This window comes from Noviherbaspirillum sedimenti, from assembly GCF_003590835.1.
GTDB lineage: Bacteria > Pseudomonadota > Gammaproteobacteria > Burkholderiales > Burkholderiaceae_D > Paucimonas > Paucimonas sedimenti.
In genome coordinates this window covers 4,909,418-4,934,099 of sequence record NZ_QYUQ01000002.1, presented here as the reverse complement: position 1 = coordinate 4,934,099, position 24,682 = coordinate 4,909,418, and the positions used below count along the sequence as shown (strand labels likewise).

Sequence of the window (24,682 nt, the reverse complement as noted above, 5' to 3'; positions counted from 1 at the left end):
GGGAGTTTTTATTGGTGTGAAGATTGCTCAGACTGTCACCGGGTTCGGCTTGTCCACGTTGATGCCATACTTGGCAATCGCCTGCGCCACCACCGATGCCGAGATCGCGCCTTCGTCCGACAGCGCCTTCAAGGCAGCCACCACGATGAAGTGGCGGTTGACTTCGAAGAATTCGCGCAGCTTGGCGCGCGTGTCGGAGCGGCCGAAACCATCGGTGCCGAGCACCTTGTAGCTGCGGCCTTTGGGCATGAAGGCGCGGATCTGCTCGGCAAAGGTGCGCATGTAATCAGTCGTTGCGACGATTGGTCCCTTGCTGCCCTGCAGCGATTGCATCACATGCGAGACGCGCGGCTGCTCGGCCGGATGCAGCATGTTCCAGCGTTCGACATCCTGGCCGTCGCGCGCCAGCAGGGTGAAGGACGGCGCCGACCAGACGTCGGCGGCAATGCCCCAGTCGTTTTTCAGCAGTTCGGCGGCGAAGATGGATTCGCGCAAAATGGTGCCGGAACCCATCAGCTGCACGCGATGCTTCAGGCCGGCATCGCCTTCCTGCAGCAGGTACAGCCCCTTCAGGATATTTTCTTCCTGCCCTTCCTTCATGCCCGGATGGCTGTAGTTCTCGTTCATGATGGTGATGTAGTAGAACACATCCTCCTGCTTTTCCACCATGCGTTTCAAGCCGTCATGGATGATCACTGCCACCTCATGCGCGAAGGTCGGATCGTACGGCACGCAGTTCGGGATGGTCGAGGCCAGCACATGGCTGTGGCCGTCTTCGTGCTGCAGGCCTTCCCCATTGAGCGTGGTGCGGCCGGCGGTGCCGGCCATCAGGAAGCCGCGTGCGCGCATGTCGCCGGCTGCCCACGCCAGGTCGCCGATTCGCTGCAGGCCGAACATCGAATAGAAGGTGTAGAACGGAATCATGATGCGATTGTTGGTCGAGTACGAGGTCGCCGCGGCGATCCATGAACTCATCCCGCCCGCCTCGTTGATGCCCTCCTGCAGGATCTGGCCGGCCTTGTCTTCGCGGTAGTACATCACCTGGTCGCGGTCCACCGGCTCATACAGCTGGCCCTGCTGGTTGAAGATGCCGATCTGGCGGAACAGCCCTTCCATGCCGAAGGTGCGCGACTCGTCGACCAGGATGGGGACCAGGCGCTGGCTCAGGTTGTGGTCGCGCAGCAGTGCCGTAAAGATGCGTACGTACGCCTGGGTCGTGGAAATCTCGCGCCCTTCCGCGGTCGGCTCCAGCACGGCCTTGAAGGCTGAAAGTTCCGGCACCTGCAGGCTTTCGTCGGCCTTCATGCGGCGCTGCGGCAGATAACCGCCGAGGGCCTGGCGGCGTTCATGCAGGTATTTGATTTCCGGCGCATCGTCGGCTGGCTTGAAGAACGGCACTTCGTGCAACTGGTCGTCGGGGATGGGGATGTTGAAGCGGTCGCGCATCTCGCGCACCGCCTCGTCGTCGAGCTTCTTGGTCTGGTGCGCGGTATTGCGCGCCTCGCCCGATTTGCCCATGCCGAAACCCTTGATGGTCTTGACCAGCAGGACGGTCGGCTGGCCCTTGTGCTCGCTGGCCGCCTTGAAGGCGGCGTAAATCTTGTGCGGGTCGTGGCCGCCGCGATTCAGGCGCCAGATGTCGTCGTCCGACATATTCGCCACCATTTCCAGCAGCTTGGGATGCTTGCCGAAAAAATGCTTGCGCACGTAGGCGCCGTCGTTGGCCTTGCAGTTCTGGTATTCGCCATCGACGGTTTCCATCATCACGCGCTGCAGGATGCCATCCTTGTCGCGCGCCAGCAAATCGTCCCAGTAACTGCCCCAGACCACCTTGATGACATTCCAGCCGGCGCCGCGGAAATCGGCTTCCAGTTCCTGGATGATCTTGCCGTTGCCGCGCACCGGGCCGTCCAGGCGCTGCAGGTTGCAGTTGACCACCATCACCAGATTGTCGAGTTGCTCGCGCGCGGCCATGCCGATGGCGCCCATCGATTCCGGCTCGTCCATTTCGCCGTCGCCGCAGAAGGCCCAGACCTTGCGTACCGCAGTATCGGCAATGCCGCGCGCATGCAGGTATTTCAGGAAACGCGCCTGGTAGATCGCCATCAGGGGCCCGAGGCCCATCGACACCGTGGGGAATTGCCAGAATTCCGGCATCAGCTTCGGATGCGGGTAGGAAGACAGGCCCTTGCCGTCGACTTCGCGGCGGAAATTGAGCAATTGCTCCTCGGTCAGGCGGCCTTCCAGGAAGGCGCGCGCATAGATGCCGGGCGAGGAATGGCCCTGGATGTACAGCAGGTCGCCGCCGTGCTCGGCAGTCGGTGCATGCCAGAAGTGGTTGAAACCGGTGCCCAGCATGTTGGCCAGCGAAGCGAAGCTGGAAATATGGCCGCCGAGGTCGCCGTCGGCGCGGTTGGTCTTGACCACCATCGCCATGGCGTTCCAGCGCATCCAGGAGCGCAGGCGCTCTTCATATTCCAGGTTGCCCGGCGAATGCGCGCCGAGATGGGCGGGGATGGTATTGACGTAGGCGGTATTGCTGGAAAACGGGATATGGGCGCCGCGGCGGCGCGCCAGGTCGACCATGCGTTCCATCAGGTAATGGGCGCGCTCGGTGCCTTCGTTTTCGATCACGGCCTCCAGCGCATCCAGCCATTCCTGCGTTTCCGTGATGTCCGGATCGTTGGCGGCCTGGGCCATCAATTGGTCGAGTTGGGCTGACATTTGTCGTCTCCTGTATGGCCGGTCGCAGCATCGCGCTGGAGAAAAACCGGCGTGTTGTTGATTAAGTTGGCAGAATTTTTAAAAAGTTTAGCACGGGTTTCGGTTTTTTCAAATAGCGATAATTGATTCCACATTATGGAATTTTTCAAGGAATCTGTGGTGCGATATGTCATGGAAAATGATCAAGCTGTTCGGAACAGCGGTACCTGCATCAACTCCAAACGTATTACTGTCGCAACAGCCTTGTCGGCCAGGCCAGGCTCTATAATCTCGGTTTGACCACTAATCTTCTTGTTAAGCACACCATGACTGCACAAATCATCGACGGCACCCAGCTATCCCAAAAAATCCGCGCTGAAGTGGCAAAACGGGCTGCCGCCCTCACCGCGCAAGGCAAGCAACCCGGACTGGCCGTCATCCTGGTGGGCGACGATCCCGCCAGCCATGTGTACGTCAGGAACAAGGTCAAGGCTTGCGAAGATGCCGGCCTGCGCTCGGTGCTGGAAAAATACGATGGCGACCTGGCTGAAGCCGAATTATTGAATCGCATCAACGCCCTCAATGATGATCCGACGATCCACGGCATTCTGGTGCAGATGCCGCTGCCGCCGCACATCAGCGCGCACAAGGTCATTGAAGCGATTTCCGCGGCCAAGGATGTCGATGGCTATTCGGTGCTCTCCGCCGGCGAACTGATGGCCGGCTTGCCGGGTTTCCGTCCCTGCACGCCCTACGGCTGCATGAAGATGATCGAAAGCACCGGCGTCGATTTGCGCGGCAAGCATGCCGTCGTGATTGGCCGCAGCAACACTGTCGGCAAGCCGATGGCGCTTCTGCTCTTGCAAGCCAACGCTACCGTCACCATCTGTCACAGTGGCACGCCGGACCTGGGCTATCACACGCGCCAGGCCGATGTGGTGGTGGCCGCAGTCGGCCGCCGCAATACCCTGACCGCAGACATGATCAAGCCGGGCGCCGTCGTCATCGACGTCGGCATCAACCAGGATGACAACGGCAAGCTGTGCGGCGACGTCGATTTCGCCAATGCCAAAGAGGTGGCCGGCTTTATTTCCCCGGTGCCGCGCGGCGTCGGTCCGATGACGATCACCATGCTGCTGGTCAATACCATTGAAGCTGCGGAACGCGTTTAACAAATTGGGACAGCGTTCTTTTTATTGCGGGACAGAGTTAAGCGAAGCGGTACTCTGTCCCCAACTGATCAAGGGAATTACTCTGTCCCCAACACTATATGAAAGTGCTGCCATGAATTCCGACGCCACCAATCCCCTGCTCGACTTTTCCGACCTGCCGCACTTTGACGCGATCAAGCCGGAGCACGTCACGCCCGCCATCGATGCCTTGATTGAAGAAAACCGCGCCGTGGTCGCACAGCTGGAAGCGCCGATGGCACAGGTCAACTGGGAAAATTTCGTCGAACCGCTGGAAAACTCGACTGAAAAGCTGGGCCGCGCCTGGGGCGTGGTCGGCCACCTCAACGCCGTGGTTGACACGCCCGAACTGCGCGCCGCCTACAATGAAAACCAGCCCAAGGTGACCGAATTCTGGACTGCGCTGTCGCAAAGCCTGGCCCTGTTCGAAAAATACAAGGCGCTGCAGAGCGGCCCCGGTTTCGCCGCGCTGTCATCGGCGCGTAAAAAGATCATCGAAAATGCCGTGCGCGACTTCCGCCTGGGCGGCGCCGAGCTGGCCGAAGACAAGAAGCCGCGCTTTGCCGAAATCCAGGAACAGCACGCCGCCATTTCCACGCGCTTTTCCGAAAACGTCCTGGACGCCACCAATGACTATGCCCTGTTCGTCGAGACCGAAGCCGAGCTGGCCGGCTTGCCGGAGGACGTGAAGCAGGCAGCGAAAGCTGCCGCCGAAAAGGATGGCAAGGGTGGCTTCAAGTTCACCCTGCACTTTCCTTCTTACTTCCCGCTGCTGCAATACGCTGACAGCCGCGCCCTGCGCGAGACCATCTACCGCGCCAATGCCACCAAGGCATCCGAACTCGGCGCCAAAGCTGAATGGGACAACACGCAAAACATCGTCGAACTGCTGAGGTTGCGTGCCGAGGAAGCGGCGATTCTCGAATACAAGAACTTTGCCGAAGTATCGCTGGTGCCGAAAATGGCGGAGTCGCCGCAACACGTGATCGGCTTCCTGGAAGACCTGGCGCAGCGCGCGCGGCCCTTCGCCGATAAAGACCTGACCGAGCTGCGCAGCTTCGCCCGCGACGAACTCGGCCTGGCGTCGCTGGAAGCCTGGGACATGGCGTACGCCTCGGAAAAGCTGCGCGAAAAACGCTATGCGTTCTCCGAGCAGGAGGTCAAGGAATACTTCCCCGAGCCGAAAGTCATCGAAGGCCTGTTCCGCGTGGTGCAAACACTCTTCGAAGTCGACATCAGGCCCGACAGCGCGCCGGTGTGGCAGCCGGACGTGAAATTCTTCCGCATCGAAAAGGATGGCGCGCTGCTCGGCCAGTTCTACCTCGACCTGTATGCGCGCAATGGCAAGCGCGGCGGCGCCTGGATGGACGACGCGCGCGGCCGCCGCAAGCTGGCCGACCGCATCCAGACGCCGGTGGCTTACCTGACCTGCAATTTCAGCGAACCGGTGACGGTCGACGGCCAGCAGCGCCCCGCCCTGTTTACCCACGATGAAGTCATCACCCTGTTCCATGAATTCGGCCACGGCCTGCACCACATGCTGACCGAGGTCGATGACCTCGGCGTGGCCGGCATCGCCGGCGTGGAATGGGATGCCGTCGAACTGCCCTCGCAATTCATGGAAAACTTTTGCTGGGAATGGGAAGTGCTGCAGCACATGACTTCGCATGCGCACACCGGCGCGCCGCTGCCGCGCGCCCTGTTCGACAAGATGATCGCCGCGAAAAACTTCCAGGCCGGCCTGCAAATGCTGCGCCAGGTCGAGTTCTCGCTGTTCGACATGCACCTGCATTACGACTACGACCCCAACAGCGGCAAATCCGTGCAGGCAGTCGTCGACGAAGTGCGTCAACGGGTGGCGGTCGTGCTGCCGCCGGCATTCAACCGTTTCCAGCACTCCTTCGGCCACATCTTTGCCGGCGGCTATTCGGCGGGTTACTATAGCTACAAATGGGCGGAAGTCCTGTCGGCCGACGCCTACAGCATGTTCGAGGAAGCCAGCGAAGCCACCGGCAATGTGCTGTCGAGCGAAGCCGGCCTGAAGTTTTCGCAGGAAGTGCTGGCAATGGGCGGCTCGCGCCCGGCGCTGGAATCCTTCATGGCTTACCGCGGCCGGGAACCGAATATCGACGCGCTGCTGCGGCATAATGGCATGAACGCGTAAAATAAAACCAAAGGCAAAACAAGGAGGCGTAATGAGACCGATAGCATCGTTTTTTGTCATGGCATTGCTGCTGGCCGCGGGGGCTGCCCATGCCCAGTTGTACAAGTGGGTCGGCCCGGACGGCAAGGTGACCTATAGCGATGTGCCGCCTCCCAAAAGCGCCAAACAGGTCGAGCAAAAGGACTTGAGCGATGGCGCGGCCAGCACCGCCGCGCTGCCCTACGAACTGGCGCAAGCCGCGCGCAACCATCCGGTCACGCTCTACACCGGTGAAAAGTGCGAACCCTGCGACGAGGGCCGCAGCTATCTTAAGCAGCGCGGCGTGCCGTTTGCCGAAAAAACCGTCACCAGCAACGAGGATATCGCCCGCCTGAAGCAACTGACCAGCCAAAGCCGTCTGCCGGTCCTGACCATCGGCCGCAACAAGCAGGCCGGATTTGCAAGCGACGCCTGGGGCTCGGCGCTGTCCGCCGCCGGCTACCCGGAAAGCAGCATGCTGCCGAAGACTTACCGCCAGCCGGCGACCGAAGCCGTCGCGCCCAGGGCCAAGGTGGAACAAACTGCGCAGCGCGGCCAGCCGGCTGCCGGCAGCGCCGCCGAAACCAGCACTCACAGCACCCAAAGCGCGCCGCCGGCAACCGGTAATGCGCCGCCGGGATTCCGTTTTTGACCTGTTGCCCCCTGTTGCCATGACACGCATCGATTTCCACAGCAATGTCCCTGACAAGTTCCAGTACGCCTGCCGCCTGGTACGCAAGGCGCGTGCCGCCAACAGCAAGATCGTGCTGATGGCGAACCGTCAGGACTTGGCGGCGGTCGACGCCGCCCTGTGGACCTTTTCCGAAGCCGATTTCCTGCCACATGTGCAAGCCAGCGATGCCCTCGCGGCACAGACGCCGGTGATCCTGACCGATGACGATGCAGTCGAACTGCCGCACCACCAGATCCTGATCAACCTGTCCGGCACGCTGCCGGCGCATTTTGCCCGCTTCGAGCGCCTGATCGAAATTGTCGGCGCCGACGATGCCGATGCCGTAGCCGGCCGTACGCGCTACAGCTACTACAGGAAGCAGGGTTACCAATTGAATCACTTCCCCGCCGAATCGCATGAATAATCCTCCGGCCGACCAAGGCATCCCGCTCCTGACCGAAGTCATCGGCCCGCAGGCCAGGTCCGAGGACGGCAGTCCCGCCGTCACAGCCAATGCGACGCAGGCAAAGCCAGCGGCACCCTTCACACCGCCTGCGGTGGCCAGACTGCCTGACGTTCCGGCAGCGGCCCCTGCCCCAGTGTCAGCAAATGACGCGTGCGAGCCGGCCCCGGCGCCCGCTCCTGCACCGGCAGCCCCCGATGCCTCCCCCTTGGCGCTTGCGCCTGAGGAAGCACAGCCGGTCGCCCGAACAGAAGCGGCGCCGCAGGCAAGCCCCCCAGCCAACGCGCCAACTGAACAGGCTGCCAGCGCCTGGAGCGACGCCGAACTGGGCGAACTGGAAAGCGAACTGCGCCAGCGCATCACGCGCCAGGTGCTTGGCCGTATCGATTTCGTGCTCGACCATCGGGTGCGCAACGCCCTGACCGACGTGGTCGATAGCGCAATCGACGCGCTGGCGGCGGAAATCAAGCGTGGCTTGCATGAAACCCTGACCGATATGGTGACACGCGCAGTGGCGCAGGAAGTTTCGCGCTTGCAATCAACAAAAAAATAAATAAATCTGAAAATTCTTTTATTTTTAAACATAATTATAATTTTCATATATATAAATAAATATTTTCGGTGCTGATTTGAATACCCAGAAAACCTTTCCTTTTCTACAATCTCAGCATCGCTAAACGGAAATTGCCATGAAAGTCATTGTCCTCGGTTCGGGTATCATCGGTACCGCTTCCGCCTGGTTCCTGCAAAAAGCCGGACATGAAGTCACGGTACTGGAACGCCAGCCCGGCGCCGCCCAGGAAACCAGCTTTGCCAATGGCTGCCAGATTTCGGTTTCGCACGCCGAACCCTGGGCCAATCCTGCCGCGCCGCTGAAAATCCTCAAGTGGCTGGGCCAGGAAGATGCCCCGCTGCTGTATCGCTTCCGCCCGGAATGGCTGCAATGGCGCTGGGGCATGCACTTCCTGCGCGAATGCACGGCGGCCCGCACCAATGACAATATCCGCCAGATCGTCGCCATCGCCGAATACAGCCGCCAGACCTTGCAGGCGGTGCGCGCCGAGACCGGCATCGATTACGATTGCCTGACCAGGGGCATCCTGCACTTTTACACCGACCAGAAGGAATTCGAGGAAGCGCAGCCTGCCGCAAAACTCATGCGCGATCTCGGCTGCCCGCGCGAAACCATCGATGCCGATGAAGTGGTGCGGATCGAGCCGGCGCTGGCCGCCACGCGCGACAAGATCGTCGGCGGCGACTTTACCGCCACCGATGAATCGGGCGATGTCTACAAGTTCACCACCGGCCTGGCCGCAAAGGCGGCCGAAGCCGGCGTCGATTTCCAGTTCAACAGCACGGTCACGCGCCTCTTGACCGAAGGCACGGGCGCTTCGGCGCGGGTGAGCGGCGTGGAAATCATCGATGGCCAGGGCCGCCACCGCGTGCTGCGCGCCGATGCCTTCGTGATGGCCATGGGCAGCTTCTCGGTGCCGCTGCTGAAACCGCTCGGCGTCGACCTCATGATCTATCCCGGCAAGGGCTATTCGGCGACCTACCAGGTGCTCGATCCGGCGGCGGCACCGACTGTTTCGCTCACCGACGACGGCCACAAGTTGGTGATTTCACGCCTGGGCAACCGCCTGCGCGTGGCCGGCACGTGCGAACTGAATGGCTATACCCGCGAGTTGAACACGACCCGTTGCGAAGCCATCACCCGGCGCACGCGCGAACTGTTCCCCACGGCCTGCGACTATGCCAATCCGAGCTACTGGAGCGGCCTGCGCCCACTGACGCCGTCCAACGTGCCCTACATCGGCAAGACCCGCTTCGCCAACCTGTTCCTCAATACCGGTCATGGCACGCTCGGCTGGACCATGGGCTGCGGCTCTGGCCGGGCGATCGCCGAGATCGTTTCGGGACGGATACCGGAAGTGGATTTCGGTTTCACCGGCATGCCGCGCCGTCGGCCCACTCCCGCCATTACACAGATCGCCTCGACCTCCGCCTGATCGTCGCGGTCTGTCCTGCCTATTTGCCCACCCGCACCCGCTCCTCCGCCGCCTTCTCGTCGAAGGCGGCGCGGGCAGGTCGGCTGGGAGACATGCACTTTTTCCGCCAGCACCCGGGTCGGGAGCTGATTATCCTTCTGCAGCAAATTCAGCAAATGCGATCCAGCTTGTCGAGTGTGTGGAACTTGGCCATAGAAAAAGAAAAAATGTAATAAAAACGACACAAAATATCTTTGCGAAGCCATCCGAATGCTGTACCTTTTTGCCTATTCGCATCCGTAAGTCCGTTTTCCCTTCAAACCCAGGAGAGTGTCCATGCAATGCAAATCAGGATTGACCCCGCTGTGTGCTGCGATTGTATTCGCTTTTGCCGGAACCGCCGTCGCCCAGGAAGCCGTGGTCAAGATCGGCCATGTTTCGCCAATGTCGGGTGGCCAGGCCCACTTCGGCCGTGACAATACCAATGGCGCCATCATGGCAATCGAGGAATTGAACGCCAAGGGTATCAGCATCGGCGGCAAGAAGGTCAAGTTCCAGTTGCTGGCGGAAGACGACGCAGCCGACCCGAAACAGGGCACGGCTGTGGCGCAAAAGCTGGTCGATGCCAAGGTCAACGGCGTCATCGGCCACCTGAATTCGGGCACCACCATCCCGGCCTCGAAGATCTATGCCGAAGCCGGCATCCCGCAGATATCGCCCTCGGCCACCAATCCGAAATATACCCAGCAAGGCTACAAAACCACATTCCGCGTGGTCGCCAACGATGGCCAGCTCGGCGGCACGCTCGGCAAGTATGCCGTCCAGACCCTCAAGGCGAAAAGCATTGCCGTGATCGATGACCGCACCGCCTACGGCGAAGGCGTCGCCACCGAATTCGCCAAAGCGGTCAAGGCCGCCGGCGGCAAGATCGCCTCGCAACAGTACACCACCGACAAGGCCACCGATTTCCTCGCGATCCTGACCGCAATCAAGGCCAGGAAGCCGGACGTGATCTTTTTTGGCGGCATGGATAACGTCGCCGGACCGATGCTGCGGCAGATGAAGCAACTGGGCATCAACGCCAAGATGATGGGCGGCGACGGCATCTGCACCGACGCCATCCCCAAGCTTGCCGGCGACGGCATGAGCGATGGCCAGGTGGTGTGCGCCGAAGCCGGCGGCGTCACGGGCGAGCAGCAAAAGGTGATGGATGCCTTCGTCGAACGCTACAAGAAGAAGTTCAACCAGAACGTGCAGCTGTACGCGCCCTATGTGTACGATGCCACCATGACCATGGCCGCCGCCATGCAAAAGGCCGATTCGGCCGAGCCGGCCAAGTACCTGCCGGTGCTGGCGAAGATCCGTCACGATGGCGTCAGCGGCAAGATCGAGTTCGATGCCAAGGGTGACATCAAGGATGGCGCATTGACCCTGTACACCTACAAGGCCGGCAAGAAGGAAAAGATCGCGGTCGTCAAATAAGCCCAGGAACACGCATAAAAAAGCGCTCGAATGAGCGCTTTTTTTGTATGAGCGGTTTGCTTACTTCTGCGTCAACACCCACTTCACCAGCGTATGCGCTTCGGCTTCGCTGACTTGCGGGTTGGCCGGCATGACCGCCGTGCCCCAGGCGCCGCTACTACCCTTCATGACCTTTTTCACCAGCTTGTCTTCGGCATCTTTCTGGCCGGCGTACTTGACGGCGACTTCCTTGAAGCCCGGACCGATCAACTTGGTGGCGACCGTGTGGCAAGCCATGCAGTTTTTTGCCTTGGCCAGATCGGCATTGGCCAGCGCAGCATTGGAGCCAAGCGCCATCACTGCAAAGCCCAGCAACAGGGAAGATTTCATGATTTTCTCCATTTAGACAATGAACACATTATAGATCTTGAAGAGTGTCAATATACAGCCTTTGTCGCCACAACGCAGCCCAGGCCACCGGGGTTGACAAGCGGCATGTCAAGATCAATTGACCGCATCCGGCATTCCCCTTTATGCTGTGCGGCAAGGAGAACATCATGCCCGCCATTATTCTTATCGTAGTGCTATCGGCCCTGAAGTATTTTGAAGTGGCGTTTGTCGCCGATCTGTCGTGGTGGTGGATCATTGGCTTGTTTTTTGCCGTTTTCATCTGGTTCGAATTCCTTGAGCGGATATTCGGTCTCGACAAGCAAAAGGCCCATGAGCAGCTTGAAAAACAACGCCAGGAACGGGTAAAAAAAGCATTCGACACCAAGAAGCGCTGACATCCTGAATAATCAATCAAAAAGGCCGGATCGCTCCGGCCTTTTGCATTTCCGGCAATAGTCCTCAGTCGGTTACTGCGCCCTTGCTGGCCGGTCCGGCCAGCGCCGCAAACTTGGCCAGCACGCCGCGCGTATACCTTGGCACAGGCGCCTTCCAGGCGGCGCGGCGCTGCGCCAGTTCCGCATCCGCGACGTTCAGCTGGATCAACTGGTGGCGGGCGTCGATGGTGATCGAATCGCCTTCCTGTACCAGCGCAATCGTGCCGCCAACATAGGCTTCCGGCGTCACATGACCGACCACCATGCCCCAGGTGCCGCCCGAGAAACGGCCATCGGTGATAAAACCGACCGACTCGCCCAGGCCCTTGCCGATGATGGCCGAAGTCGGCGCCAGCATTTCCGGCATGCCGGGCCCGCCCTTGGGCCCCAGGTAGCGCAATACCAGCACGTCGCCGGCCTTGATCCTGTCGCCCAGGATGGCGTCCATGGCGGTGTATTCGTCGTCGAATACGCGCGCCGGTCCGGTAATCACCGGATTCTTCAGGCCGGAAATCTTGGCCACGCAGCCATCCGGCGACAGGTTGCCCTTCAGGATCGCCAGGTGGCCCTCTGCGTACAAGGCCTTGTCAAGGGTGCGGATCACGTCCTGGCCGGTACTCGGCACATCCGGCACATTCGTCAATTCCTCGGCCATGGTGCGACCGGTGATGGTGATGCAGTCGCCGTGCAGGAGGCCGGCATTCAGCAACAGCTTCATCACTTGCGGGATGCCGCCGGCCTGGTGCAGGTCGGTGGCGACATAGTCGCCGGATGGCTTGAGGTTGCAGATCACCGGCACCCGGCGCCGCAGCCGTTCGAAATCGTCCAGGGTCCACTCCACTTCGGCGGCATGGGCGATCGCCAGGTAATGCAGCACGGCGTTGGTCGAACCGCCCGTGGCCATGATCACGGCCACCGCATTCTCGATCGACTTGCGGGTGATGATGTCGCGCGGCTTCAGGTCGCGCTTGATCGCTTCGACCAGCACACGCGCCGATTCGGCCGCCGAGCTGACCTTTTCATCGTCCGGGTTGGCCATGGTCGACGAATAGAGCAGCGACATGCCGAGCGCCTCGAACGAGGAAGACATGGTGTTGGCAGTGTACATGCCGCCGCAGGAACCCGAGGACGGGCAGGCATTGCGCTCGATGCCGTCGAAATCTTCCTGCGACATGCGCCCGGCGCTGAATTCGCCAACCGCCTCGAAGGCGGAGACGATGGTCAGATCCTTGCCCTTCCAGTGGCCCGGCTTGATGGTGCCGCCGTAGACATAAATGCCCGGGACATTGGTGCGTGCCAGGGCGATCATGCCGCCCGGCATATTCTTGTCGCAGCCACCAATCACCAGGCATCCATCCATCCACTGCCCATTGACTGCGGTTTCAATGCAGTCAGCGATCACTTCGCGCGAAATCAGTGAATACTTCATGCCTTCGGTGCCCATCGACATGCCGTCGGAAATGGTCGGGGTGCCGAACACTTGCGGATTGGCGCCGGCGTCCTTGATCGCCTTGATGGCAATGTCAGCCAGCTTTTGCAGACCGGAATTGCAGGGAGTGATGGTGGAATGCCCGTTGGCAATACCGACCATGGGCTTGTCGAAATCGGTCTTTTCATAGCCCAGCGCGTAATACATGGCGCGGTTCGGACTGCGCGCCACGCCCTGGGTGATGTTCCTGGAACGACGGTTGAAAGCCATGCTACCTCCCAAATAAATACCAGTGTAGTCTGCTACCGTGCCTTGCGCCGCCACCTGTGTCAAATATATGATGCAGGCATTCCTGGCCTGGCGATGCGACAATGCCTCGCCGGTAACGCACGCCCCCGGAATTTTTACGAAAGCAGAACCAATGCTGATACACCCGATGCCCGACCCGATCGCCATTTCACTCGGCCCGCTGGCGATCCGCTGGTATGGCCTGATGTACCTGGCCGCCTTCGCCCAGTTCATCGCGCTGGGACGGCTGCGCATGCGCCAGCCGCATGTGGCCGCAGCCGGCTGGAAAAAGCAAGACCTCGACGACATGCTGTTCTATGGCGTGCTCGGCGTGGTCCTGGGCGGCCGCCTGGGCGAGGTCTTGTTCTACCATCCCGCTTATTATCTTTCCCATCCCCTGGAAATCTTCGCGGTCTGGAAGGGCGGCATGTCCTTCCACGGCGGCTTTCTTGGCGTGCTGGCTGCCATGTGGTTCTGGAGCCGCAAGGCGCGCCGCCCGCTGATGGACGTGATGGACTTCATCGCGCCGATGGTGCCGCTCGGTTATGCATTCGGACGCCTTGGCAATTTCATCAATGCCGAACTGCCCGGACGCGTGGCCGACGCGACGCTGCCCTGGGCGATGATCTGGCCCAATGTCGACAACCTGCCGCGCCACCCCTCGCCGCTGTACCAGGCGGCCGTCGACGGCGTCCTGCTGTTCATCGTGCTGTGGCTGTTCGCCCGCAAGCCGCGCCCGGCCATGGCGGTATCCGGCATGTTCTCGCTGCTGTATGGCTGCGCGCGCTTTTTCACGGAATATTTCCGCACGCCGGATTACGAGGTCGTTTTTGCGGGCCTGACGATCTCCGCCGGCCAGATGCTGTCGCTGCCGATGATTGCGCTGGGCATCGCATTGCTTGTGCTTGCCTATCGTGGCGCGGGCAAGGCGGCATCCGCCCCTCCCTGACCCATACCGCCCCATTCGACCCCATACGCCCCCCTACCGAGCCAGCGCCATGCCAGAAATCCGTCTCGAACGAAGCGACGCCGTCGCCACCGTCACGCTGTCCAATCCCGGCAAGCTCAATGCCGTCAGTGTGGCCATGTGGGAGGCGCTGGCCGAGGTCTTCGCACGGCTGTCGCAGGACGAGCAATTGCGCTGCGTGATCGTGCGCGGCGACCAGGGCAATTTCGCCGCCGGCGCCGATATCGAGGAATTTCCGCAGATGCGCAGCACGATGGCGCAAGGCATGCACTATCATCGCGACACCATCGCGCGGGCGCTGGATGCGATCGCCGGATGCCTGCATCCGACCATTGCCGCGATCGAGGGCGTGTGCATCGGCGGCGGCCTTGAAATCGCCTGCGCCTGCGATTTGCGCATCGCCGCGCCGCAGGCGCGCTTCGGCATCCCGGTCAACCGCCTGGGCTTTGCGCTGGCGCCGGACGAATTGCGCCATTTCCTGCAACTGGTCGGCCGCGCCACTGCCCTGGAAATTTTGCTGGAAGGCCGGGTTTTCGGCGCCGCCGAAGCCCGCGAAAAAGGCCTGCTGCACCGTATCGTCGACGATGTGCCGGCAGAGGCGCAAAACAGCGCGGAACGGATCGCCCGCGGGGCGCCGCTGGCCGCGCGCATGCACAAGCAGTTGGTGCGGCGCCTGACTGCGCAGCCGCAAGCCATGCGCGAACAGGAATACGCCGAGGCGTTTGCGATCCTGGATACGCAGGATTATCGCGAAGGCGTGCAATCCTTCCTGCACAAGACCAGGCCGGTTTTTATCGGAAAATAGCGCCATCAGTAGCGATAAATAACGATAAATAGCAATATCGATCCATTGCGCTCACGCCAGGGATGAGGAGAAAATTCAATGTCAATAAAAAGATGCCTGCAACAGTTCGCCACCGCCATGCTGGCTTGCCTGCTGCTCGCTTGCGCCTCCAGCACCAGGCCCGGCGTGGTCGGCGTCACGCGCCAGCAATTCCTGATGGTGCCGGCGGACGCGGTGGAAAAAATGGCGCTGCTCAGTTATGCGCAGCAGAACCAGAAGGCGAAAGAAGAAGGCAAGCTGATCAGTTCCGGCGCCGAATACGAACGTCTCGACCGCATCGCCACACGCCTGCGCAGGCAGGTCGGCATTTTCCGCGACGACACTCGCGCCTGGCAATGGCAACTGACCCTGATCGATGCGCCGGTGATCAACGCCACCTGCGCGCCCGGCGGCAAGATTACCTTTTACACCGGCATCATCCGCAAGCTGGCGCTGGACGACCATGAAATCGCCGCCATCATGGGGCATGAAATCGCCCACGCCCTGCGCGAACACGGCCGCGAACGGATTTCGCAAGCCTATGCGCAAAACATCCTGAGCGGCGCCGCCATGATCGCCACCAACAGCAGCCAGCAGCAAATCGCCCTGGCCAACCAGTTTTCCCATTACCTGTTTACGCTGCCGAACTCGCGGCAGAATGAAAGCGAGGCCGACAGCATCGGCCTGGAACTGGCGGCGCGCGCCGGCTACAATCCGGCAGCGGCGGTCACGCTGTGGAAGAAGATGGCGGTGGAATCCGGCGACAAGACCCCGCCGCAATTCCTCTCCACCCATCCGGCGCCGGCAACCCGCATCGAGGAAATCACTACATTGCTACCCAAGGTCATGCCGCTGTACGAGGCGGCGCTGAAAAGCCACTTATGAAGAACGCCAATCTCTACGCCCTGTTCGAATCGCGCTTCCCGCAGGACAAATCCGCCTGCGCCATCGAAACCCATGATGGCCTGTATTACTCCTGGCGCGACATCGAGCGCGCCACCGCCAAGATGGCCAACCTGCTGGCCAGCCTGCACCTGCCGCCGGATGCGCGCATTGCCGTGCAGGTCGAGAAATCGCCGGAAGCCCTGATCCTGTACCTGGCGACGCTGCAAGCCGGCTTTGTCTACCTGCCGCTGAACACCGCCTACCGCGCCGCCGAGATCGAGTATTTCATCGACGATGCCGAACCGGCCGTGATGGTCTGCGCGCCGGGCAATTTCGGCTGGGTCTCGAAGATCGCCTTCCAGGCCGGCACGAAGCATGTCTTCACGCTGGGCGAGGCGCGCGACGGCAGCCTGCTGGAGCGGGCCAATCATTTCCCCGACAGTTTTGCAACCGCACAAAAGCTGCCCGACGAGATGGCGGCGATCCTGTACACCTCCGGCACCACCGGCCGCAGCAAGGGCGCCATGCTCAGCCACGGCAACCTGGCATCCAATGCGCTGGTGTTGCACGATTACTGGCGCTGGCAGGCGGGCGACGTATTGCTGCATGCGCTGCCGCTATTCCATGTGCACGGCCTGTTCGTCGCCTCGCACGGCGCCCTGCTCAACGGCAGCAAGATGATCTTCCTGCCCAAATTCGACGCCGCCGAAGTCATGCGCCACCTGAAGCAGGCCACGGTCTTCATGGGCGTGCCAACCTATTACGTGCGGCTGCTGGCCGAACCGGCCTTCGACCGCGCGGCCTGCGCCAACATGCGCCTGTTCATTTCCGGCTCGGCGCCGCTGTTGATGGAAACTTTCAAGGAATTTGAACGGCGCACCGGCCACACCATCCTGGAGCGCTACGGCATGAGCGAAACCACCATGCAGGCGTCCAACCCCTACGATGGCGAACGCATCGGCGGCACGGTTGGCCTGCCGCTGCCGGACGTGACTATCCGCGTACTCAGGAACACGCCTGCCGGCGCCAGCGTGCCATGCAAAATCGACGAAATCGGCGATATCCAGGTCAAGGGGCCGAACGTATTCCACGGCTATTGGCGCATGCCGGAAAAAACCCGCGAAGAATTCACCGCGGACGGCTTTTTCAAGACCGGCGATGTCGGCAAGTTCGACCGCAAGGGTTATCTGTCCATCGTCGGCCGCAGCAAGGATTTGATCATTTCCGGCGGCTACAACGTCTATCCCAAGGAAATCGAATCCTTCATCGATGAAATCGACGGCGTGGTCGAGTCGGCGGTGATCGGCGTGCCGCACCCGGATTTCGGCGAAGCGGTGACGGTCGTCGTGGTCGCCAGGCCCGGCACGCAGCTGACGGAAGCAGAGGTAATCGCCCTGCTGAAATCGAAGATCGCCAATTTCAAGGTGCCCAAGCGCGTGCATTTCATCGACGACCTGCCGCGCAATACCATGGGCAAGGTGCAAAAAAATGTCTTGCGCGAGCAGTTCAAGAATGGGTAATCACTTCAGCGCGTGGTACGCCATGTAGGCGGCCAGCGCATACAGCATCAAAGCAAAGACTTTCTTGAGGGTCTTGACCGGCAGGCTGTGCGCGGTCTTCGCGCCCAGCGGCGCAGTGATGACGCTGGCCGCTGAGATCACCGCCAGCGCCGGCAGGTAGACGAAACCGAACGCGCCGGCCGGCAAGCCTGGCGCATTCCAGCCCTGCACGACATTCGACAGCGTGCCTGCCAGGGCGATCGGGAAGCCCAGCGCGGCGCTGGTGGCGACGGCATTGTGGATTTTCACATTACACCAGGTCATGAACGGCACCGAGACGAAACCGCCACCGGCCCCCACCAGGCCTGCCAGCGTGCCGATTGCGCCGCCGGCGGCAAACATGCCCGGCGCCTTGGGCAATTCGCGCGAGGCCGCCGGCTTCTTGTCGATCAGCATCTGGGTTGCCGAGAGCGCGACGAAAATGGCAAAAAACCCCGCCAGTGCCGCGGAATTCATCTGCGCGCCGATCCAGGGACCGACCCAGGAGCCGATCAGGATGCCCGGCGCCAGCAGCGCCACCACCGGCCACAGGACGGCGCCGCGCTTGTGATGCGCGCGCACCGAGGACAGCGAGGTGAACATGATGGTCGCCAGCGAAGTGGCGATGGCGACATGGACGGCATACTCGGGGGCGAAGCCCTGGGTTGCCAGGATATAGGTCATGAACGGCACCTGTATCATGCCGCCGCCAACGCCCAGCAAACCGGCGGCGAATCCGACAAAGGCCCCCAGCGCCAGCAGCGCAATGATCAATCCGATATCCATCTCTTGCTTTCATCAAGCGCGTTAACACTCATTTCATCAGGTGACCGGTGATGAAGTTCCACTGCGCCGGCGTCACCGGCGTGATCGACAGGCGGCTGCCTTTCTGCAGGATGAGCATCTCGGCCAGTTCCGCATGGGTACGCAGGAGGGCTAGCGGAATCATCGGCGACTTTTGCACGGCGCGCACATCCACCAGCAGCCAGCGCGGCGCCTCCGGCTTCGCCTTGGGGTCGTGATACTTGCTGGCGGGGTCGAACTGGGTGGGATCGGGATACGGCGTGCTGGCGACTTCGGCCAGGCCGGCGATGCCGGGTTCGGCGCAGCTGGAATGGTAGAACAGGACGCCATCGCCGATGCGCATGGCATCACGCATGAAATTGCGCGCCTGGTAATTGCGCACGCCGGTCCAGGCGACGGTTTGCTGCGGCGCGGCGAGTGCATCGTCGATGCTCACTTCGTCCGGCTCGGATTTCATCAGCCAGTACTGCATTTTATATAGTGTTGGGGACAGAGTACCACTTTCACCTTAATCAGTTGGGGACAGAGTACCGCTTCGCTTAACTCTGTCCCCAATCACAATGATTCTGTCCCGCAAAGGAAAAAAACTCTGTCCCGCAATTTGCAGGATAAAAAAAAGCGGTTGCATGTGAATGCAACCGCTTCGGAATAAAGACCCGCCTGTGCCGCTTTGCCGGCATCCCGAACCTTACGGTTCAAGGTGGTCACAGTTAGTTCAATTTCGGGTTCATCGGACTAGCGACGAAACACGCCCATCGAACAAAATCCCGCGACCTATGCACATAAATGGTTCAAGGAATATATGACAATCGCGAACACGGCAGGAGACTTTAGTCTACCCGAATTGTGCGGCTTGTCAAACACTTTTGGCACGCGTTAAAAAAGATTTTCCTGCGGGGCCAAGGCGCCGTCAATGACGGTGTGCATCGCTGCAATTTGTGTCTTGACTTCGGCCAGGCTCATGTTCGACAGCGGTCCCTCGGGCGAACGGGTCGACAGGAATTCGGCAGCAATGCCCAGCGCCGCGATCACCGCAATGCGGTCATTGCCCTTGATTTTTCCGGCGTCGCGGATCGCGCACATTTTTTCATCCAGATAGGCGACCGCCTGGTGCAGGCTTGCTTCCTCGCCTTCCTTGCAGGCCAGCTTGTAGGCTTGGCCCATGAGGGTCACGTCGATCTGGATCATGCGGATTCCTTATCTTGCACTACCTCTGGAATGCTTTCGAGCAAGACGGCCAGGCGCTGATGCGCCTCATCCATCTTCCGCTCCAACTCGGCATTTTCCGCCGCGAGGACGGTCGCTGCCTGGCGCAAAACGGCATTTTCCAGACGCAAGGATTGCGTCAACGCCGCCAGTTCGCCGACTTTTGCAGAAAGTTGTTGAAAATCAGAAATCATCCCGTCACTATAGTGGCGCAAGCGAATTGCCGTCAATAGATTCAATGACTTGGGCGCTTTTTTTCAACAACAAGGCAAACTGTTCCGCCGGCATGGGTTTGCCGAAATAATAGCCCTGGATCTGGTCGCAGCCCAATTCCCGCAGAAATTCGCAAGCCTGTGCGCTGTCGACACCTTCAGCAAGCACTTTCAGGCCGAGGCTTTTGGCCAGGCCAACGATGGCCCGCGTAATCGCCTGGTTGTCCTGGATTTCCATGATATTGCGGATGAAAGACTGGTCGATCTTGAGCTTATTGATTGGCAAATCTTTCAGGTAACTCAGACTCGAATAACCGGTACCGAAATCGTCGATGGACAGGCTGACCCCCATCGCTTGCAACTGCGTCAGGCTCTTGTTGACATCGTTGAGCAACACGCTCTCGGTGACTTCCAGCTCCAGCATGTTCGCCGCCAGGCCACTGTGCGCCAGCGCCCTGCCCACCAGCGCGGCGAATCCGGCCTGGCGGAACTGGTGCGCCGAGACATTGACGGCGACTTGTATCGGCGGCAAGCCGGCATCTTGCCAGGCGCGGCTTTGCATGCATGCCGTATCGAGCGTCCATGCGCCAATTTCCAGGATCAGGCGGGTTTCTTCCGCCAGGGCGATGAAGGTAATGGGCGACAGCAAGCCTTTTTCCGGATGCTGCCAGCGGATCAGGGTTTCGGCGCCGACCACGCGGTTGCTGGCAAGGTCGATCTGGGGCTGGTAATAGAGCGTGAATTCGCCCTGCTGCAGGGCCTTGCGCAATTCGTTTTCCAGGGTCAGCCGGCTGATCGCGCCGGCATTGATTTCACGCGAAAAAAACTGCACGCCGCTGCCGCTTTCCTTGGCGGTACGCATCGCCACTTCGGCATATTTGACGGCTGTCGGGGCATCCTCGCAATCGGTCGGGCACATGCAAACGCCCAGGCTGGCGCCGAGTGTGACTTGCTGGTTGGCCAGCACATAGCCCTGGCAAAGGATGTCGCGGAGTTTGTTCGCAATGACGGCGGCCTGCCGGAACGACGCCAGGCCGGTCAGCACGCAAACGAATTCATCGCTGCCGAGGTGCGCGGCCAGGTCTTTCGCTTCCAGGCCTTCCTTCAGGCGGTGCGCCACATCCACCAGCAACAGGTCGCCAGCCGCATGTCCCAGCGAATCGTTGATGATGCGAAAGCGGTCGAGATCGATGAACACGACCGCCAGCACGTGGCCGGTTTTGCGGTTGTCTTCCAGGCATTGTGCCAGGCGCATGTGCAGGAAGCGCCGGTTGGGCAGCTTGGTCAATTCATCGTGATGCGCCAGATATTCGATGTATTGGCTGCTGGCGCGCATTTCCTTGTCGCGACGCGCCAGTGCGGCGGTCATGTTGTCGAAGTGGTGCGCCAGTTCGCCAATTTCCCCGCCGCGGTAGGTCAGATTGGTACGTGCCTGCAGATTTCCGGAAGCCACCTCCTGCGCCGTATCGATGAGTTGCTTGACCGGCCGGATCAACAGCTTTTTACTGGCGACCCAGGTGCCAATGAGGGAGAGCAGCGCCAGCGAAAACAGGGCCGTCAGATTGATTGACAGCGACTTGAGCGCCGGCGCCGCCAGGCTGGCCTTGTCCAGGCCTATAATGGTAAAAAAGACGGCGCGCCCCTCGTGCATTGCCGGGGCGATCGCGAACAGGCGCGCCACGCCGTCGGCACTGACAGCTTCCAGTACCTGTGGCTTGCCAGAAAACAGGCTGGCGAGCAGCGTATTGGAAGCGAGCGGTTTGCCAACCTCGGCTTGCCGTCCGGGTTCGGTCGCCAGCACGACGCCCTGGTGATCGACGATCGAAACCCTTGCGCCCAACGGCACGCCCAAGCCGCGGGTCAGCGAAGTGAAGGCTTCCAGGCGCACGGCGGTCCCTACCATGCCGATGACGCGGCCGTGCTCGAGGCCGCTGTCAAGGATCGGAAGCGCAAAGGCAACGCCGGGAATATTGGTGACGCGGCTGACCAGGTAGCCGACGGCGACAAACCTTTTTTCCCGCATCACCAGGTCAAAATACGGACGGTCGAACACGCGGACCGATGGCGCCAGCTTGTTACCCGTGCAAATGACATTCCCCTTTCGATCAATGATGGAAAAGGCGTGGTAATGTGGGTAGCGCCGGCCGATTTTTTCAAGATAACTATTGCATGCAAGCATGTCGCGGTTCTGGATGAACGGCGCCTCGCTGATCGCGGTCAGCAAGTCATTGACGCCTTGCACGATATTGCGCTCGTTGTTGGCGGCCAATTGCGCCATTTCCAGCAGATTCCTCCCGGCTTCCGCATAGGCGCGCTTATAGGCCTGCCAGCTTTCAAAAACGAACAGGCCAGCAGCCGGTAAGGCTGCCACCAGGATGATCAGCGCCAGCCGGATGCGTATCGTCAGAAAATTGCTGCGTATGCCCATGGAGTGAGCCTGGCCGGATCAGGCAAGGCGGCAAAGTTTATCTCGTGATGTCATCATGTAGTTTGTTTGTCATTCTAGCCTCAAGCGCCAGCCCTGTCGTAATTGACCATCAGATTGCCAGGGCAATCCACGTCATTTTTACTGCGCTGGCGCTTATTTTATGTACAGGATCGTTAAAAATATCCGGCAAGTGCACACTTTTCTTGAAAATCGGTTATGATTTATTGAATTTTCCGCCGCATTACCTCTTGCTGGATCTCCAAACGGTTTGAATTCTCGCAAGGCGTCTCCATTTCGTCGTTGTAATCCGGCCGCGTAACAGGCACACTCCGGCGAAAACTGGTTGCTTGGCGCACAATAATTCTTTTTTCCCTCATACTGAGGAAACCATGAGCGATAATATCAAATACATTTCCGATGCCTCCTTTGAAGCGGACGTCCTGAAGTCCGACAAACCTGTCCTGGTCGATTTCTGGGCCGAATGGTGCGGTCCCTGCAAGATGATCGCGCCGATCCTGGAAGAAGTCGCCAAGGAATACGATGGCAAGATCCAGATCGCCAAGATGGATGTCGATGCCAACCAGGCTGTGCCGGCCAAGTTCGGCATCCGCGGCATCCCGACCCTGATCCTGTTCAAGAACGGCGAGCCGGCCGCGCAAAAAGTTGGCGCAATGGCGAAGGGCCAGCTGACCGCCTTCATCGACAGCAATATCTGATATCCTGAACCGCATGGTGGCGATGCGCCCGCATCGCCGCTGAACGACTAACTGATTCACACCACGCAGTCCCCTCCCCCACCGATCACTTTCCCATCCCGGGATACACATATGCATTTATCTGAACTCAAGGCGTTACACGTTTCCGCGCTGCTCGAGATGGCCATCGGCCTGGAAATCGACAACGCGGCCCGCCTGCGCAAGCAGGAACTGATGTTCGCCATCCTGAAAAAACGCGCCAAATCGGGCGAACAGATTTTCGGCGACGGCGCTCTCGAAGTCCTGCCGGATGGCTTTGGCTTCCTGCGCTCGCCCGACGCCAGCTATATGGCGTCCACCGACGACATTTACATTTCGCCGTCGCAGATCCGCCGCTTCAACCTGCACACCGGCGACTCGATCGAAGGCGAAGTGCGCACCCCGAAGGATGGCGAACGCTACTTCGCGCTGGTGAAGGTCGACAAGGTCAACGGCGAATCGCCGGAAGCCTCGAAACACAGAATTCTGTTTGAAAACCTGACGCCGCTGCATCCGAACCGGGTGATGACGCTCGAACGCGAGATGCGCGGCGAGGAAAACACCACCGGCCGCATCATCGACATGATCGCGCCGATCGGCCGCGGCCAGCGCGGCCTGCTGGTGGCTTCGCCGAAGTCCGGCAAGTCGGTGATGCTGCAGCACATTGCGCATGCCATCACCACCAATCATCCGGATACCACGCTGATCGTGCTGCTGATCGACGAGCGCCCGGAAGAAGTGACCGAAATGCAGCGCTCGGTGCGCGGCGAAGTGGTGGCCTCGACTTTCGATGAGCCGGCCACGCGCCACGTCCAGGTCGCCGAAATGGTGCTGGAAAAAGCCAAGCGCCTGGTGGAAATGAAAAAGGACGTGGTGATCCTGCTGGACTCGATCACCCGCCTGGCGCGCGCCTACAATACCGTGATCCCGGCATCCGGCAAGGTCCTGACCGGCGGCGTCGACGCCAATGCATTGCAGCGTCCGAAGCGTTTCTTCGGCGCCGCGCGCAATATCGAAGAAGGCGGCTCGCTGACCATCATCGCGACAGCCCTGATCGAAACCGGCAGCCGCATGGATGACGTGATCTACGAAGAATTCAAGGGCACCGGCAACATGGAAGTGCATCTCGAACGCCGCCTGGCCGAGAAGCGCGTCTATCCAGCCATCAACCTGAACAAGTCCGGCACCCGTCGCGAAGAATTGCTGATCAAGCCGGATCAATTGCAGAAGATCTGGATCCTGCGCAAGCTGCTGTACGGCATGGACGAAATCGAGGCGATGGAATTCATCCTCGACAAGATGAAGGCGACCAAGAACAACGCCGAATTCTTCGACATGATGCGCCGCGGCGGCAGCTAAGCCCACGAAAATTGCGATCGTCGGCGCAAGCCGATGATTTCATTGTATAATTTCGCGCTTTACCAACTGGCAAGTGATCGACAATCGGGTCAAGAAGCAGTGCGACCGCCGAAGTGGTGATTGGCTACCAAACTTTTAGAGGAAACACCATGAAACAAGGCATCCATCCAGATTACCGCGAAGTCGTCTTCCACGACCTCTCCTGCGATTTCAAATTCATCACCCGTTCGACCATCCATACCCGCGAAACCATCAATTTCGAAGGCAAGGATTATCCGCTGGTGAAGATCGAAGTCTCGGCTGAATCGCACCCGTTCTACACCGGCAAGCACAAGATCGTCGATACCGCCGGTCGCGTCGACAAGTTCCGCAAGAAGTTCGGCACTGTCGGTTCCAAGACCCAGGTCGCCGGCTGATCCAGCCGCTTCTGACAAAAAGGCAGCCGCGGCTGCCTTTTTTTATGCCGTCATGACTGCCCGCCGGCACTTTGCGGCACAATACACCTGCTCATTCGCTCAATCTTGC

The 24,682-nt window shown here is 60.3% G+C and carries 24 protein-coding genes, 1 other RNA gene and 1 pseudogene; 15 read left to right on the top strand and 11 right to left on the bottom strand.

The window, feature by feature from the left end; translation table 11 throughout:
* Nucleotides 1–27 precede the first annotated feature (27 nt).
* Nucleotides 28–2,724 (bottom strand): pyruvate dehydrogenase (acetyl-transferring), homodimeric type, encoded by a 2,697-nt coding sequence (gene aceE, locus D3878_RS22905; protein WP_119787566.1) that lies wholly within the window; start codon nucleotides 2,722–2,724, stop codon nucleotides 28–30.
* Nucleotides 2,700–2,897: a hypothetical protein gene (locus D3878_RS23610; protein WP_147384079.1), complete on the bottom strand. Its 198-nt coding sequence runs from the start codon at nucleotides 2,895–2,897 to the stop codon at nucleotides 2,700–2,702. Before D3878_RS23610 ends, aceE begins: the two co-directional genes overlap by 25 nt.
* A gap of 132 nt (nucleotides 2,898–3,029) precedes the next feature.
* Here D3878_RS23610 and folD point away from each other — a divergent pair, with 132 nt between their 5' ends.
* From folD to D3878_RS22875, 6 genes are all read left to right on the top strand, one after another.
* Entirely contained in the window at nucleotides 3,030–3,875 is an 846-nt protein-coding gene (folD, locus tag D3878_RS22900; protein WP_119787565.1) for a bifunctional methylenetetrahydrofolate dehydrogenase/methenyltetrahydrofolate cyclohydrolase FolD, read from the top strand.
* A gap of 112 nt (nucleotides 3,876–3,987) precedes the next feature.
* Complete coding sequence (locus tag D3878_RS22895; RefSeq protein WP_119787564.1) at nucleotides 3,988–6,057, top strand: M3 family metallopeptidase; 2,070 nt, start codon at nucleotides 3,988–3,990, stop codon at nucleotides 6,055–6,057.
* Nucleotides 6,058–6,088: 31 nt separating this feature from the next.
* Nucleotides 6,089–6,727 (top strand): glutaredoxin family protein, encoded by a 639-nt coding sequence (locus D3878_RS22890; protein ID WP_119787563.1) that lies wholly within the window; start codon nucleotides 6,089–6,091, stop codon nucleotides 6,725–6,727.
* Between the two features lie 19 nt (nucleotides 6,728–6,746).
* Nucleotides 6,747–7,172: a DNA polymerase III subunit chi gene (locus D3878_RS22885; RefSeq protein WP_119788098.1), complete on the top strand. Its 426-nt coding sequence runs from the start codon at nucleotides 6,747–6,749 to the stop codon at nucleotides 7,170–7,172.
* Nucleotides 7,165–7,764, top strand: a complete 600-nt coding sequence (locus tag D3878_RS22880; RefSeq protein WP_119787562.1) for a hypothetical protein — start codon at nucleotides 7,165–7,167, stop codon at nucleotides 7,762–7,764. The genes D3878_RS22885 and D3878_RS22880 overlap by 8 nt, the downstream gene beginning before the upstream one ends.
* A gap of 136 nt (nucleotides 7,765–7,900) precedes the next feature.
* Nucleotides 7,901–9,220: a D-amino acid dehydrogenase gene (locus tag D3878_RS22875; RefSeq protein WP_119787561.1), complete on the top strand. Its 1,320-nt coding sequence runs from the start codon at nucleotides 7,901–7,903 to the stop codon at nucleotides 9,218–9,220.
* Between the two features lie 47 nt (nucleotides 9,221–9,267).
* On the opposite strand, the pseudogene D3878_RS24525 reads toward D3878_RS22875, so the two are convergent.
* A pseudogene (locus tag D3878_RS24525) lies at nucleotides 9,268–9,413 on the bottom strand (Lrp/AsnC family transcriptional regulator); the annotation flags it as partial.
* A gap of 122 nt (nucleotides 9,414–9,535) precedes the next feature.
* Between D3878_RS24525 and D3878_RS22865 the strand changes: the two are divergent.
* A complete protein-coding gene (locus D3878_RS22865) occupies nucleotides 9,536–10,681 on the top strand; it encodes a branched-chain amino acid ABC transporter substrate-binding protein (protein WP_119787560.1) in 1,146 nt (381 codons plus the stop codon).
* A gap of 60 nt (nucleotides 10,682–10,741) precedes the next feature.
* Here D3878_RS22865 and D3878_RS22860 read toward each other — a convergent pair whose 3' ends face one another.
* The gene (locus tag D3878_RS22860; RefSeq protein WP_119787559.1) at nucleotides 10,742–11,050 is read right to left on the bottom strand and encodes a c-type cytochrome; all 309 of its coding nucleotides are present in this window, start codon (nucleotides 11,048–11,050) and stop codon (nucleotides 10,742–10,744) included.
* A gap of 167 nt (nucleotides 11,051–11,217) precedes the next feature.
* Here D3878_RS22860 and D3878_RS22855 point away from each other — a divergent pair, with 167 nt between their 5' ends.
* Nucleotides 11,218–11,445: a TIGR04438 family Trp-rich protein gene (locus D3878_RS22855; protein WP_119788097.1), complete on the top strand. Its 228-nt coding sequence runs from the start codon at nucleotides 11,218–11,220 to the stop codon at nucleotides 11,443–11,445.
* Nucleotides 11,446–11,509: 64 nt separating this feature from the next.
* Here D3878_RS22855 and ilvD read toward each other — a convergent pair whose 3' ends face one another.
* On the bottom strand, nucleotides 11,510–13,183 hold the full coding sequence (gene ilvD / locus D3878_RS22850; protein WP_119787558.1) for a dihydroxy-acid dehydratase: 1,674 nt from the start codon (nucleotides 13,181–13,183) through the stop codon (nucleotides 11,510–11,512).
* 151 nt (nucleotides 13,184–13,334) lie between these two features.
* Between ilvD and lgt the strand changes: the two genes are divergently transcribed.
* From lgt to D3878_RS22830, 4 genes are all read left to right on the top strand, one after another.
* Nucleotides 13,335–14,150 (top strand): prolipoprotein diacylglyceryl transferase, encoded by an 816-nt coding sequence (gene lgt / locus D3878_RS22845; protein WP_119788096.1) that lies wholly within the window; start codon nucleotides 13,335–13,337, stop codon nucleotides 14,148–14,150.
* Between the two features lie 49 nt (nucleotides 14,151–14,199).
* Nucleotides 14,200–14,973, top strand: a complete 774-nt coding sequence (locus tag D3878_RS22840; protein ID WP_119787557.1) for an enoyl-CoA hydratase/isomerase family protein — start codon at nucleotides 14,200–14,202, stop codon at nucleotides 14,971–14,973.
* A 78-nt stretch (nucleotides 14,974–15,051) separates the two neighbouring features.
* Entirely contained in the window at nucleotides 15,052–15,876 is an 825-nt protein-coding gene (locus D3878_RS22835; RefSeq protein WP_119787556.1) for a M48 family metallopeptidase, read from the top strand.
* Nucleotides 15,873–17,396, top strand: coding sequence for a malonate--CoA ligase (locus D3878_RS22830; protein ID WP_119787555.1), 1,524 nt, complete (start codon nucleotides 15,873–15,875; stop codon nucleotides 17,394–17,396). The genes D3878_RS22835 and D3878_RS22830 overlap by 4 nt, the downstream gene beginning before the upstream one ends.
* On the opposite strand, the gene D3878_RS22825 is transcribed toward D3878_RS22830, so the two are convergent.
* The 6 genes from D3878_RS22825 to D3878_RS22800 all read right to left on the bottom strand — a co-directional run bounded on the left by D3878_RS22825 (nucleotide 17,397) and on the right by D3878_RS22800 (nucleotide 22,064).
* The gene (locus D3878_RS22825; RefSeq protein ID WP_119787554.1) at nucleotides 17,397–18,200 is read right to left on the bottom strand and encodes a sulfite exporter TauE/SafE family protein; all 804 of its coding nucleotides are present in this window, start codon (nucleotides 18,198–18,200) and stop codon (nucleotides 17,397–17,399) included.
* Between the two features lie 28 nt (nucleotides 18,201–18,228).
* Nucleotides 18,229–18,690: an EVE domain-containing protein gene (locus D3878_RS22820; protein ID WP_119787553.1), complete on the bottom strand. Its 462-nt coding sequence runs from the start codon at nucleotides 18,688–18,690 to the stop codon at nucleotides 18,229–18,231.
* 177 nt (nucleotides 18,691–18,867) lie between these two features.
* Nucleotides 18,868–19,048, bottom strand: a non-coding RNA gene (ssrS, locus tag D3878_RS22815) — 6S RNA.
* A gap of 46 nt (nucleotides 19,049–19,094) precedes the next feature.
* The gene (locus D3878_RS22810; RefSeq protein ID WP_119787552.1) at nucleotides 19,095–19,406 is read right to left on the bottom strand and encodes a cell division protein ZapA; all 312 of its coding nucleotides are present in this window, start codon (nucleotides 19,404–19,406) and stop codon (nucleotides 19,095–19,097) included.
* Entirely contained in the window at nucleotides 19,403–19,663 is a 261-nt protein-coding gene (locus tag D3878_RS22805; RefSeq protein ID WP_338016820.1) for a DUF904 domain-containing protein, read from the bottom strand. The genes D3878_RS22810 and D3878_RS22805 overlap by 4 nt, the downstream gene beginning before the upstream one ends.
* On the bottom strand, nucleotides 19,626–22,064 hold the full coding sequence (locus D3878_RS22800) for a bifunctional diguanylate cyclase/phosphodiesterase (protein WP_119787550.1): 2,439 nt from the start codon (nucleotides 22,062–22,064) through the stop codon (nucleotides 19,626–19,628). Before D3878_RS22800 ends, D3878_RS22805 begins: the two co-directional genes overlap by 38 nt.
* A 389-nt stretch (nucleotides 22,065–22,453) precedes the next feature.
* Between D3878_RS22800 and trxA the strand changes: the two genes are divergently transcribed.
* The 3 genes from trxA to D3878_RS22785 all read left to right on the top strand — a co-directional run bounded on the left by trxA (nucleotide 22,454) and on the right by D3878_RS22785 (nucleotide 24,573).
* The gene (gene trxA, locus D3878_RS22795; RefSeq protein WP_119787549.1) at nucleotides 22,454–22,780 is read left to right on the top strand and encodes a thioredoxin TrxA; all 327 of its coding nucleotides are present in this window, start codon (nucleotides 22,454–22,456) and stop codon (nucleotides 22,778–22,780) included.
* Between the two features lie 111 nt (nucleotides 22,781–22,891).
* The gene (gene rho / locus D3878_RS22790) at nucleotides 22,892–24,157 is read left to right on the top strand and encodes a transcription termination factor Rho (RefSeq protein WP_119787548.1); all 1,266 of its coding nucleotides are present in this window, start codon (nucleotides 22,892–22,894) and stop codon (nucleotides 24,155–24,157) included.
* A gap of 149 nt (nucleotides 24,158–24,306) precedes the next feature.
* A complete protein-coding gene (locus tag D3878_RS22785; RefSeq protein WP_119787547.1) occupies nucleotides 24,307–24,573 on the top strand; it encodes a type B 50S ribosomal protein L31 in 267 nt (88 codons plus the stop codon).
* Nucleotides 24,574–24,682: the final 109 nt, after the last annotated feature.

What these genes read in the sequence shown, in the direction of transcription:
- D3878_RS22840 (WP_119787557.1), top strand. Translation starts at nt 14,200, where the DNA reads ATGCCAGAAATCCGTCTCGAACGAAGCGACGCCGTCGCCACCGTCACG.
- folD (WP_119787565.1), top strand. Translation starts at nt 3,030, where the DNA reads ATGACTGCACAAATCATCGACGGCACCCAGCTATCCCAAAAAATCCGC.
- D3878_RS22885 (WP_119788098.1), top strand. Translation starts at nt 6,747, where the DNA reads ATGACACGCATCGATTTCCACAGCAATGTCCCTGACAAGTTCCAGTAC.
- D3878_RS22830 (WP_119787555.1), top strand. Translation starts at nt 15,873, where the DNA reads ATGAAGAACGCCAATCTCTACGCCCTGTTCGAATCGCGCTTCCCGCAG.
- rho (WP_119787548.1), top strand. Translation starts at nt 22,892, where the DNA reads ATGCATTTATCTGAACTCAAGGCGTTACACGTTTCCGCGCTGCTCGAG.
- trxA (WP_119787549.1), top strand. Translation starts at nt 22,454, where the DNA reads ATGAGCGATAATATCAAATACATTTCCGATGCCTCCTTTGAAGCGGAC.
- D3878_RS22820 (WP_119787553.1), bottom strand. Translation starts at nt 18,690, where the DNA reads ATGCAGTACTGGCTGATGAAATCCGAGCCGGACGAAGTGAGCATCGAC.
- D3878_RS22860 (WP_119787559.1), bottom strand. Translation starts at nt 11,050, where the DNA reads ATGAAATCTTCCCTGTTGCTGGGCTTTGCAGTGATGGCGCTTGGCTCC.
- D3878_RS22865 (WP_119787560.1), top strand. Translation starts at nt 9,536, where the DNA reads ATGCAATGCAAATCAGGATTGACCCCGCTGTGTGCTGCGATTGTATTC.
- D3878_RS22785 (WP_119787547.1), top strand. Translation starts at nt 24,307, where the DNA reads ATGAAACAAGGCATCCATCCAGATTACCGCGAAGTCGTCTTCCACGAC.
- aceE (WP_119787566.1), bottom strand. Translation starts at nt 2,724, where the DNA reads ATGTCAGCCCAACTCGACCAATTGATGGCCCAGGCCGCCAACGATCCG.
- D3878_RS23610 (WP_147384079.1), bottom strand. Translation starts at nt 2,897, where the DNA reads ATGACATATCGCACCACAGATTCCTTGAAAAATTCCATAATGTGGAAT.
- D3878_RS22880 (WP_119787562.1), top strand. Translation starts at nt 7,165, where the DNA reads ATGAATAATCCTCCGGCCGACCAAGGCATCCCGCTCCTGACCGAAGTC.
- D3878_RS22800 (WP_119787550.1), bottom strand. Translation starts at nt 22,064, where the DNA reads ATGGGCATACGCAGCAATTTTCTGACGATACGCATCCGGCTGGCGCTG.
- D3878_RS22810 (WP_119787552.1), bottom strand. Translation starts at nt 19,406, where the DNA reads ATGATCCAGATCGACGTGACCCTCATGGGCCAAGCCTACAAGCTGGCC.
- D3878_RS22890 (WP_119787563.1), top strand. Translation starts at nt 6,089, where the DNA reads ATGAGACCGATAGCATCGTTTTTTGTCATGGCATTGCTGCTGGCCGCG.
- ilvD (WP_119787558.1), bottom strand. Translation starts at nt 13,183, where the DNA reads ATGGCTTTCAACCGTCGTTCCAGGAACATCACCCAGGGCGTGGCGCGC.
- D3878_RS22855 (WP_119788097.1), top strand. Translation starts at nt 11,218, where the DNA reads ATGCCCGCCATTATTCTTATCGTAGTGCTATCGGCCCTGAAGTATTTT.
- lgt (WP_119788096.1), top strand. Translation starts at nt 13,335, where the DNA reads ATGCTGATACACCCGATGCCCGACCCGATCGCCATTTCACTCGGCCCG.
- D3878_RS22825 (WP_119787554.1), bottom strand. Translation starts at nt 18,200, where the DNA reads ATGGATATCGGATTGATCATTGCGCTGCTGGCGCTGGGGGCCTTTGTC.
- D3878_RS22875 (WP_119787561.1), top strand. Translation starts at nt 7,901, where the DNA reads ATGAAAGTCATTGTCCTCGGTTCGGGTATCATCGGTACCGCTTCCGCC.
- D3878_RS22895 (WP_119787564.1), top strand. Translation starts at nt 3,988, where the DNA reads ATGAATTCCGACGCCACCAATCCCCTGCTCGACTTTTCCGACCTGCCG.
- D3878_RS22835 (WP_119787556.1), top strand. Translation starts at nt 15,052, where the DNA reads ATGTCAATAAAAAGATGCCTGCAACAGTTCGCCACCGCCATGCTGGCT.